General features: G+C 76.5%; 5 protein-coding genes. All 5 read left to right on the forward strand.

Annotated features, from left to right (window positions below; genetic code table 11):
• Positions 1-752: 752 nt before the first annotated feature.
• Positions 753-2,807, forward strand: coding sequence for an AfsR/SARP family transcriptional regulator (locus tag ABTY15_RS17540; RefSeq protein ID WP_350589150.1), 2,055 nt, complete (start codon positions 753-755; stop codon positions 2,805-2,807).
• 152 nt (positions 2,808-2,959) lie between these two features.
• A complete protein-coding gene (locus ABTY15_RS17545) occupies positions 2,960-4,873 on the forward strand; it encodes a non-ribosomal peptide synthetase (RefSeq protein WP_350589159.1) in 1,914 nt (637 codons plus the stop codon).
• An 11-nt stretch (positions 4,874-4,884) separates the two neighbouring features.
• On the forward strand, positions 4,885-8,133 hold the full coding sequence (locus tag ABTY15_RS17550; RefSeq protein ID WP_350589168.1) for a non-ribosomal peptide synthetase: 3,249 nt from the start codon (positions 4,885-4,887) through the stop codon (positions 8,131-8,133).
• A complete protein-coding gene (locus tag ABTY15_RS17555; protein WP_350589175.1) occupies positions 8,130-11,117 on the forward strand; it encodes a type I polyketide synthase in 2,988 nt (995 codons plus the stop codon). The genes ABTY15_RS17550 and ABTY15_RS17555 overlap by 4 nt, the downstream gene beginning before the upstream one ends.
• Positions 11,114-11,317, forward strand: coding sequence for an MbtH family protein (locus tag ABTY15_RS17560; RefSeq protein WP_350589181.1), 204 nt, complete (start codon positions 11,114-11,116; stop codon positions 11,315-11,317). The genes ABTY15_RS17555 and ABTY15_RS17560 overlap by 4 nt, the downstream gene beginning before the upstream one ends.
• The last annotated feature ends 11 nt before the right edge of the window (positions 11,318-11,328 follow it).

Raw genomic sequence — 11,328 nt, forward strand, 5'->3', positions numbered from 1 at the left:
ACAAACGATGCTCCTGGCCGGATGTCGGATTCCCGGAAATTCCACCGGTGTCGGGGGATGCGGCCGCGGTAACCACCGTCAAGCCGCCGTTCGCCCGGTGCGCGGGGTGGAACATGCCCTGGGCATAGGCCGGTTGGGCCGGTGCTGTGCGGGTGGGAGGACAAAGCGTCCACCTGGCCCGGGGTTTGTGCGTCCCGCCGCGATCGGGCCCCGGCCGAAGAGGCTGGACGGCGAATCATCCCCGATCGACGCGGCCCGCCGGAAAACCGTCGACCGGTGGCGTGAGCAGCGGTTCGTCCACGGATTCCACGGCGCCGCGGGTGCCGATCGGGCCGCCGCGCGCGCCGGGCCGATATGACCCACGTCACAGCTCGGCCCCCTGGCTTGCGTTCAGAACGTTCACATAATCTCCCGGAGCGAGCTGCCGAAGGCACGGAGTCCACCGCGTGTCGACATTCCGGCACTGGCCACGGGGGTTGAATGAGCGTCAACTGCACACTCTCGGTGTCCGCCGAACCCGCACCCCCGCACCGCCTCCGCTGTCCGGCCCGCCTTCTCCCGGCGGTCACCGGGTAGCGCCACCGGGCCACCGGTCCTGGCTCGACCTCTCCCCTCGTCCGCCCACCGCGGGCTGCCGCCGAGTACGGCGGTACGCGCCGCGTTCCTCGGCATGCCCGACGCCGCTCGGCGGCGGGCTGCCGCATGCACGGAACGACTGGTCCGCGAAACGACGTCCCCCTCGGAGAACCGACGTGAATCTGACCGGAAACGTTGCATCAGGCGACCGGGTCGCCGCCGAACTGCTGCTCGCCGGAGGCGGCGATCCCGTGGCCGGCCCGGCGGCCGCAACCGCCGACGCCCGGGCCGACGCGCCGCCGGCCTTCTTATCGGCCGCACTCGACGCCCACCACGACGGCGGGCCGGCCGCCGCCCTCGCCGCACTGGACACCGTCAGACCCGACAGCCTCCGGGCGGGAGAACGGGTGCGCCTGCACTGCCTGGCCTCGGTCTGGCACCGCAGCCGGGGCGACCGGGAGCGCAGCGCCGCCGCCCTGCGCCGGGCCGAGGCCGAGGGGCGGGAGCTGGACACCGCGACCCGGGCGGCCCGCCACCGGGCGCTGGCCCTGCACGCCGGCCACGCCGGCGACGACGCGCTCGGCGACGAGCACCACCGCGCCGCCCTGGACCTCGTCCCGGCCGGCCACCCCACCCTGCTGGGGCTGCTGACCAGCCTCTACCGCGCCCGGCACGCGATCGACCGGGAGCAGTTCACCGTCGCGCTCGCCGAGGCCGAGGTCGCGGTCCGGCTCTGCCGGATGGGCGGTCACCGCGGGCTCGAACCGTACGCGCTGAGCGTCGGCGCCGACGCCAAGGCGCGGGTCGGCCGGCTCGACGACGCGCTGATGGACGCCGTGCACGCCGCGCGGCTGCGCGAGACCACCGGCGTGCGGCACGACGAGGCGTACGGGCTGCTGGTGCTCGGAGCCGTGCACCGCCGCAGGCGCGACCTCGCGCAGGCCAGGACGGCGCTCGAAGCGGCGGCCAAGGAACTGCCGGCCGAGCCGGGCGGCGGCGCGTTGGAGGCCGCGATCCACGCCGAACTCGGCCGGGTGATCGTCGCCGACGATCCGGCGCTGGCCCGGGAGCACGCCCAGCGTGCGGTGGCCGGTGCGGACCGCACCGGGCGGGCCGCCGCCCTGCTCGGCCGGGCCTGGGTGGCGCTGATCTGCGGCGACGGCGGCACCGCACTGGCGGACGGGGAGGAGGCCCGGAACATCGCGGCCCGCGAGGGGCGCCCCGCGACCGGCGCGGAGGCCATGGAGCTGCTCGGCCTGGTCACGGTGGACCCGCGGGCCGGCGCGGCCCTGTTCGAGCAGGCCCGGATGGGCTACCGGACGGTGGGCGACCGGCCCGGCGAGGCCCGGGTGCGGACGGTGGCGGCCGCGGTGCGCGGCGCGACCGCGAGCCGGACGGCCCAGTCCGAGGAGGAGACCCTGCGCCACCGCGGCATCTCGCTGGCCCCCGGGGTGGCCGACGCGCTCACCGTCGCCGCCCGGCGCACCCCGCTGATCGCGGTGCTCTGCCTGGGCGGGTTCCGCGTGCTGCGCGGCGGCTCCGGCATCGCGCCGAGCGAGTGGCAGTCGAAGAAGGCGCGGGACCTGCTGAAGATCCTGGTCTCGGCGCGCGGCCGCCCGGTGCCCCGGGCGCGGCTGATGGAACTGCTCTGGCCCGGCCAGTCCCCGGCGGCGGGCGGCAGCCGGCTCTCCGTCCAACTCTCCACCCTGCGCCGGGTGCTGGACCCGGACCGGCGGATCCAGCACGCCAACCTGATCGACGCCGACCGCTCCGCCGTCGCGGTCAACCTCGACCTGGTCCACGTGGACGTGGAGCGCTTCCTGATCGCCGCCTCGGACGCCTGCGCGGCGCACCGGCACGGCGACACCGCCGCCGACGAGCTGCTGACGGCGGCCGAGGCGCTGTACGTCGGCGAGTTCATGCCCGACGACCCGTACACCGACTGGACCCAGGAGCTGCGGGACGAGGCCCAGACGGCGTACGTGAGCGTGCTGCGCGCCCGGGTGGCCCGCTCCTCGGACGTGGACCAGCGGGTGTCCTGCCTGCTGCGCATCCTGCGCTGCGACGCCTACGACGAGGAGGCGCACCTGGAGCTGGTCCGGTCGCTGCGACGGGCCGGCCGGCACGGCGAGGCGCGCCGCCGCTACCGCTCCTACGCCCGCTGCATGCACGAGATCGGCGTCGCGCCCGCCCCGGCCCAGGAACTCGCGGGCCAGCTCACGGGCTTCTGACCGGGGCCCCCGGGAGCTGCTGGAGGGCCGCTCGAAGAATGCCTGAAGGCGGCCTGAAGGCACCCTGAAGGCGCCCTGAAAGGGGCCTGAAGGAAACCCGAAAGCCGGTCGGGATGCTGGCCGTACACCACCTGGACAGGGGAGGTACGGCGGTGAGCGACCGGCGCGAACAGGAGCGGCCCGACCGGGCCATGGCAAGCGGGTCGCCCTTCCCGGGCGACCGCACCGTGCACGGCCTGCTGGAGGACTGGGCGGACCGGGCCCCGCAGGCACCCGCCCTGCGCTACGGCGAAGTCGAGTTGACGTACCGTCAGCTCGACGAGCGGGCCAACCGGCTCGCGCACCACTTGCTCCGTTCCGGGGTCGGTGCCGAGGCGCGGGTCGGGCTCTGCCTGCGGGGCGCGGACTGGGTCGTCGCCGCCCTGGCCGTGCTGAAGGCCGGGGCCTGCTACGTGCCGCTCGACCCGGGCTACCCGGCGGAACGGCTGACGTACATGGCCCGGGACGCCGAGGTCCGGCTGGTGCTGGCCACCGGCGCGGACGGCCTCGGGCTGCCCGGCCGCCGGGTGGACCTCGACGCGCTGGACCTGGCCGTCGAGCCGTCCACCCGGCCCGGCCTGGCGGTCGGCCCGCACGCCCTGGCGTACGTGATGTACACCTCCGGTTCGACCGGCGGTCCCAAGGGCGTCGCGGTGACGCACCGCAACATCGTCCGGCTGGTCCGCAGCGCCGACTCGCTCGACGTGCGGCCCACCGACACCGCGGTGCAGGCGGCCACCATCTCCTTCGACGCGGCGACGCTGGAGACCTGGGGGGCGCTGCTCAACGGCGCCCGCCTGCTCGGGCTGGAGAAGGCCGAGGTGCTGGTCGCCGAGCGGCTGCGCGCCGCCCTGGTCGCCCACGGCGTGGACGTGCTCTTCCTGCCCACGGCGCTGCTGCGGCAGGTGGCGGCCGAGGACCCGACGGTGTTCCGCACCGTCCGGGTGCTGTCCTTCGGCGGCGAGCAGGCCGACCGGCGGACGGTGGCGAGCGTCGCCGAGCACTGCCCGGACACCGAGCTGGTCAACCTGTACGGCCCCACCGAGATCACCACCTACGCCGTCGCCCACCGCTGCGGCGGCCCGGACGACGGGCAGCGGACGGTGCCGATCGGCCGGCCCGCCGCCAACAGCAGCGCCCACCTGCTGGACGAGGAGCTGCGGCCGGTGCCCGACGGCACCCCGGGGGAGCTGTTCCTGGGCGGCGCCGGCGTCGCCCGCGGCTACCTCGGCCGGCCGGGGCTGACGGCGGGGCGCTTCCTGCCGGACCCGTTCGCCGCCGAGCCGGGCGCCCGGATGTACCGCACCGGGGACCTCGCCCGGCGCCGGGAGGACGGCGCCCTGGAGTTCCTGGGGCGGGTGGACCGGCAGGTGAAGGTGCGCGGGCACCGGGTGGAACCGGCCGAGATCGAGGAGGCGCTGCGCGGGCTGCCCGGCGTCGTCGAGGTCGCGGTGCTGGCCGACCAGGACGCGCACGGCGACACCCGGCTGCTCGCCCACGTGGTGCTGGACGGGGTCGAGGTCGCCCAGGTGCGGGCCGGGCTGGCCGACCGGGTGCCCGGCTACCTGGTGCCCTCGCTGTTCACCGTCCATCCGCGGCTGCCGCTGAACGCCAACGGCAAGGTCGACCTGGCGGCGCTGGCCGTCCCGACGGCCGACAGTGGCCCCCTGGACGGTGCGGACGGGGGCCCCGGCACCGCGACGCCCGCCGAGCTGGCCCTGCTGGAGATCTGGCGGGAGTCGCTCGGGGTCCCGGTCACCGGCGTCGACGCCGACTTCTTCGACCTGGGCGGCAACTCGCTCGCCGCGGCCCGGGTGCGCTCGCGGCTGTCCGCCGCCGCCGGGGTGGACGTCCCGCTGCACCTGGTGTTCGACCACCCGACCGTCGCCGGCCTCGCCGCCGCCGTGGCCGGGCTGGCCCCGGCGGCCGACACGACCGCGACCGTGACCGCGGCGTCGGCCCCGGCCACCGCCCGCGCCTCCGCCGGACGCGACGCGGCGGACCTGCTGGCCGAGTTCGAGAGCTGAGGAGACCCCCGATGACCGCTCCCGATCTGCTCGACCGGCTGCACGCGCTGCCGGCCGACCGGCGGGCCGCCTTCCTGCGCCGCCTGCGCGAGGACCACGACCAGTACGACCTGCACCCGCTGACCGCCGCACAACGCCGGATGTGGCTGCACGACCGGCTCTGGCCGGACAGTCCGATGTGCCGGGTGCACTTCCGCTTCGAGCTGACCGGCGCCCTGGACGCCCCGGCCCTGGTCGCGGCTTTCGACCAGGTGCTGGCCCGGCACCAGGCGCTGCGCACGGTGTTCCTGGAGATCGACGGCGAACCCTGGCAGTGGGTGCTCCCGCAGGCACCGGAGGGCGCCCGGCTGCGGATCGGCGAGGCGCCGGAGGGCGGGCTGTTCGACCTCGCCGCCGCGCCGCCGGTCCGCGCGGCACTGCTCCCGGACGGCCCCGACCGCTGGGTGCTGCACCTCGAACTGCACCACATCGTCTGCGACGGCTGGAGCATGGGCCTGCTCTTCGACGACCTGTCCGCCGCCTACACCGGCGCCCGGCTGGACGCCGACGGCGCCGCCGCCCCGCGGCACGTCGACGTCGCGGTCGAGTCCGAGGCCGAGGAACTGGTCGCGTTCTGGCGCGAGCACCTGGACGGGGCACCGGCCGCGCTCGGCCTGCCCGCCGACCGGCCGCGCCCGCTGGTGCTGGACGAGTCCGGCGCCGAACTGACCTTCCACTGGCCCGCCGAACTCGCCGACGGCGTGGCCGCGTTGGCCGCCCGGACGGCGGGCACCCCGTTCATGGTGCTGCTCGCGGCCTGGCAGGCCGTGCTGTCCCGGTACGCCGGCCCGGACTTCGTGGTGGCCACGCCGGTCTCCGGCCGGACCTCGCTGGCTGCCGAGGGCGCCGTCGGCCTGTTCGCCAACACGGTGGCGCTGCGCGCCCGGGTGCCGGGCCCGCTCACCTTCCGCGAACTGCTCGACCGGGTCCGCAGCACCACGCTGGCCGCGCTCGCCCACCAGGAATTGCCCTTCGACGCCCTGGTGGACCGGCTGCGGGTGGCCCGCGACCCCGGCACCACCCCGCTCGCCCAGGTGATGTTCGCGCTGGAGGCCGGCTGGGCGGAGCGGCTGCGGCTGCCCGGCGTGGCCGTGCACGGCGTCGAACTGCCCACCGGCACCGCGATGTTCGACCTGACCCTGACGCTGACGCCGGGCCCGGCCGGGATCGTCGGCAAGCTGGAGTACCGGACCTCGCTGTTCACCGAGGCCACCGCCACCCGGATCGCCGGGCACGTGCGCACCCTGCTGACGGCCGCGCTCGCCGAGCCCGACCGCAGGATCGCCGACCTCCCGCTGCTGGACGAGGCGGAGCGGCGCGCCATCGACGGATGGACGGCCACCCGCCCGCCCGCGCCCTGGCGGCCGGTGACCGAGCTGATCGCCGGGGTCGCCGAGGGCGCGCCCGAGCGGATCGCCGTGGTCTGCGGCGAACGGCGCACCGGCTACGGCGAACTCGCCGCCCGGGCCGACCACTTCGCCGCCCTCGTGCACGAGGCCTGCGGCGCGGCAGGCGCGGCAGGCGCGGTCGGTGCGGCCGAGGCGCCGGTCGGCGTCTGCCTGCGGCCGGGCCCGGAGGCGGTGGCCGCCCTCCTCGGCGTGCTGGCCGCGGGCGCGATGTACCTGCCGCTCGACCCGGACCTGCCCGCCGAGCGGCTGCGCTACCTGGTCGAGGACTCCGGTGCCGCGCTCGTCCTCGCCGACCCGACCACCGCGCACCTGCTGCCCGCCGGCCCGACGGTGCTCCCGGTCGAGGAGCCGGCCGGCCCGCTGCGGCCGCGACCCGCCGTCACCCTCCGCCCCGACCAGGCCGCCTACCTGATCCACACCTCCGGCTCCACCGGCCGCCCCAAGGGCGTGGTGAGCACCCACCGGGGCCTGACCAACCTGGCCGACGCCATCCGCGACCTGCTGGCGATCGGGCCGGACGACCGGGTGCTCGCCTTCCACGCGCCCGGCTTCGACGCTGCCGTCTCCGACGTGCTGACCGCCCTGTGCGCGGGCGCCGAACTGCACCTCGCGCAGCGCCACGAGCGGCTCCCCGGCGCCGACCTGACCCGGCTGCTGCGCGAGCACCGGATCACCATGGTCGACGTCCCGCCGATCGCCCTCCAGGCGATGGACCCGGCGGAGCTGCCGGACCTGCGGGTGCTGACCGTCGGCGGCGAGGCCTGCCCGGTGGACGTCGCCGAGGCCTGGCGGCACGGCCGCGCCTTCTACAACACCTACGGCCCGACCGAGGCCTCGGTGATGGTCACCGGCGGCCGCCACCTCGGCGGCCCGAGCGTGTCGATCGGCCGCCCGCTGACCGGCGCCCGGATCCACGTCCTGGACGACGAGCTGCGGCCGGTGCCGATCGGCGTGGTCGGCGAGCTGTACATCGGCGGCGCGGCCGTCGGCCGCGGCTACCTCGGCCGGCCGGGCCTCACCGCCGCCGTCTTCGTCCCGGACCCGTTCGGCGCGGACGGCGCCCGGCTGTACCGCTCCGGCGACCTGGCCCGGCTGCGGGCCGACGGCACCCTGGACATCCTCGGCCGCCGCGACAGCCAGGTGAAGATCCGCGGCAACCGGGTCGAGCCCGGCGAGGTCGAGGCGCGGCTGCGGGAGTGCGCGGGCGTCGCCCGGTGCGCCGTGGTGGTCCGCGAGGACCGGCCGGGGCAGCAGCGGCTGGTCGCCTACGTGGTGCCGGACGGGCCCGCCGCGCCGGGCACCGACGCGCTGCGCGAGGCCCTGCTGCGCAGCCTGCCGGACTACCTGGTGCCGGCCGCGTTCGTCGAGGTCCCCGACCTGCCGACGACGCCCAACGGGAAGCTGGACCACCGCGCGCTGCCCGCCCCGGCGGCGGCCCGGCCCCGGCTCGGCACGCCCTACCGGGCGCCGCGCGGCGCCACCGAGCAGGCCGTCGCCGAGGTCTGGCGGACGGTACTCGGCCTGGACCGGGTCGGCGCCGACGACAACTTCTTCGACCTCGGCGGCAACTCGATGCTGGTGGTGCGGGTGCACGCCGGGCTGCGCGAGGCGCTCGGCGTCCGGCTCGCGGCGGTCGACCTGTTCCGCTACCCGACCGTCGCCCGGCTGGCGCACTTCCTGGCCGACGACGGCACGACCACGCCCACCACTTCCAGTACCACCACGACCACGACCACGCCCACGGCCGCCGACGGCCGGCGGGCACTGGCCGCGCGCACCCGACGGGTGCGCGCGCAGAAGGGGGAGATATGAGCGAGGACGGTGACCTGGACCTCGCCGTCGTCGGGCTGGCGGGCCGGTTCCCCGGCGCCGCCGACGTGGCGGACCTCTGGCAGCGGGTGCTGACCGGCCGTCCGACGACCACGCGGTTCACGCCCGAGGAACTGGCCGGCTCGGTGCCCGCCGCCGAGTACGGGCGCCCCGACTACGTGCCGGTGTTCGGCGTGCTGGACGAGGCGGACCGCTTCGACGCCGGCTTCTTCGGCTACTCGCCGCACGACGCCCGGCTGATCGACCCGCAGCAGCGGGTGTTCCTGGAGTGCGCCTGGCAGGCGCTGGAGTCGGCCGGCCACACCGCCGACGTCGACCGGCTGTCGGTGGGCGTGTACGGGGCCACCGGCATGAGCGGCTACCTGCTGCACCAGCTGTTGCCGGCCGGCGACGCCGTCGGCTCGGAGTACGAGATGTCGGTGGCCAACGACAAGGACGCGGTGGCCACCCGGGTCGCCTACCACCTCGGGCTGCGCGGTCCGGCGATGGCCGTGCAGACGGCCTGCTCCTCCTCTCTGGTCGCGGTGCACCTGGCCGGGCAGGCCCTGCTCGCCGGGGAGTGCGACCTGGCGCTGGCCGGCGCCGCCCACCTGCGGCTGCCGCTGGCCGCCGGCTACCGCTACGAGCCCGGCGGCATCATGGCCCGCGACGGCGTCTGCCGGCCGTTCGACGCGGCGGCGACCGGCACCGTCGGCGGCAGCGGCGTCGCCGTGGTCGTGCTTCGCCGCCTCGCCGACGCGCTCGCCGACGGCGACACGATCCACGCCGTGCTGAAGGGCTCGGCGGTGAACAACGACGGCCGGGCGAAGGTGGGCTACACCGCGCCCAGCGTCGAGGGCCAGGTGGACGTCATCCGGACCGCCCTGCTGGCCGCCGGCGCGGACCCGGCCACGATCGGCTACGTCGAGGCGCACGGCACCGGCACCGCACTCGGCGACCAGGTCGAACTCGCCGCCCTGCGCGAGGTGTTCGGCAGCTCCGGCCGGCGCGCGCTCGGCTCGGTCAAGGCCGTCACCGGGCACCTGGACGTCGCGGCCGGCGTCACCGGCCTGATCAAGGCCTGCCTGGCCGTCCGGCACGGCGTCGTCCCGCCCAGCCCGTACGTCACCAGCCCGCACCCCGACCTGCCGGACGACGGCTCCTTCGTGGTCAACCCCGGGCCGACGCCCTGGCCGGTGCCGGACGGCCCCCGTCGGGCCGGGGTCAGCTCCTTCGGGATCGGCGGCACCAACGCCCACGTCATCGTCGAGCAGCCGCCCGCGCCCGCCGCCGCGCCCTCGGCCCGTACCGAGCACGTGCTGGTGCTGTCCGCCCGGACGGCGCCCGCGCTGGACCGGGCCAGGGAGGGGCTGCGCGCGCACCTCGCGGACGGCTCGTCCGGCGTCGAACTCGCCGATGTGGCCCACACCCTGAGCCGCACCCGGCGCCACTTCGAGCACCGGCTCGCGGTCGCCTGCCGGACCGTCGAGGAGGCCGTGGCCGCGCTCGCCGCCCCGGCCGCCCTGGACACCGCCGAGGGAGAGAGCACCGACGGCACGGTGGCCTTCCTGTTCCCCGGCCAGGGCGCCCAGCACGCGGGCATGGCCGAGGAGCTCCACCGGACCGAACCGGTCTTCCGCGAGCACCTGGACGCCTGCGCCGACGCGCTCGCCCCGCAGCTCGGCCTCGACCTGCGGCACGTCCTGTACCGCGACCGGGACGACGAGCTGCTGCGCCAGACCCGGATCACCCAGCCCGCGCTGTTCGCCGTCGAGTACGCGCTGGCCCGGCTCTGGCAGCACCGGGGCGTCCGACCCGCCCTGGCCGCCGGGCACAGCGTGGGCGAGTACGCGGCGGCCTGCCTGGCCGGGGTGTTCGAGCTGTCCGACGCGCTGGCGATCGTGGCCACCCGGGGCCGGCTGATGCAGTCCCTGCCGCCCGGCGCGATGCTCTCCGTCCCGCTGCCGGCGGTCGAGCTGCTGGCCCGGCTGCCCGAGGGCGTCGAGCTGGCCGCGGCCAACGCGCCCGCCCTCTCGGTGGCCTCCGGCCCGGTCGAGCGGATCGCCGCCCTCGCGGAGCGGCTGCGGGCGGACGGCGTGCGCTGTCGGGAGCTGCGCACCTCGCACGCCTTCCACTCGGCGATGATGGACCCGATTACCGCCGAATTCGCCGAGTACGTCGGCCGGTTCGAGCTGCGGGCGCCGGAGTTCCCGATCCTGTCGGACGTCACCGGGGAGCCGCTCACCGCCGCCGAGGCGGTCGACCCGGCCTACTGGGCCCGGCAGCTGCGCGCACCGGTCCGCTTCGACGCCTGTGTGCGCCGGCTGCTCGCCGGGCCGTCCGCGCTGCTGGAGGTCGGCCCCGGAGCCACCCTGACCACCCTGGTCCGCCAGCACCCCGGGGCCGAGGCCCGCAGCACCGCCTCGCTGCCCGGGCACAAGAGCGCGGAGGGCGATCGGATCGCGATGGCGGCGGCCACCGGGCGGCTCTGGCTGGCCGGCGTGGACGTCGACTGGGACTTCGGCGGGCCGGCCGAGCCGCGCCGCCGGGTGCCGCTGCCGACCTACCCGTTCGAGCGGGAGCGGCACTGGGTGGACCGCCCCGGCGCCGTCGCGGCCGAACCGGCGCCGCCCGCCGCCGCGGCCGAGCCCGCCGGGCCGCCGGAGGAGGTGATCCGGCGGATCTGGGTCGAGCTGCTGGGCATCCCGGAGATCGGCCCCGACCAGGACTTCTTCGGCCTGGGCGGGCACTCGCTGCTGGGCACCAAGGTCGTCGCGCGGATCCGTGAGGCGCTCGACGTCGACCTGCCGGCGAGCGCGCTGTTCGAGACACCCACCATCGGCGGCCTCGCGGCCACCGTCACCGAACTGCTGGCCGGGCAGCGCCCGCCGGACGACCTGGCCGGGCTGCTCGCCGAGATCCGGGCGATGTCGCCCGACCAGGTGCGGCACGAACTCGGCGCGACCCAGAGGGGGGAGACGTCATGACCGAGGCCGAGAACCAGGGCACGGACGAGGACCGCGAGTACCGGGTCGTCGTCAACCACGAGGAGCAGTACGCGATCTGGCCCGCGAGCCGGGAGAACGCGCCGGGCTGGCGGGACAGCGGCTTCCGGGGCACCCGGGCCGACTGCCTCGACCACATCGACCGGGTGTGGACCGACATGCGGCCGCTCAGCGTCCGCTGACCGACGTCAAG

This window comes from Kitasatospora sp. NPDC097643, assembly GCF_040302625.1.
Taxonomy (GTDB): Bacteria; Actinomycetota; Actinomycetes; order Streptomycetales; family Streptomycetaceae; genus Kitasatospora.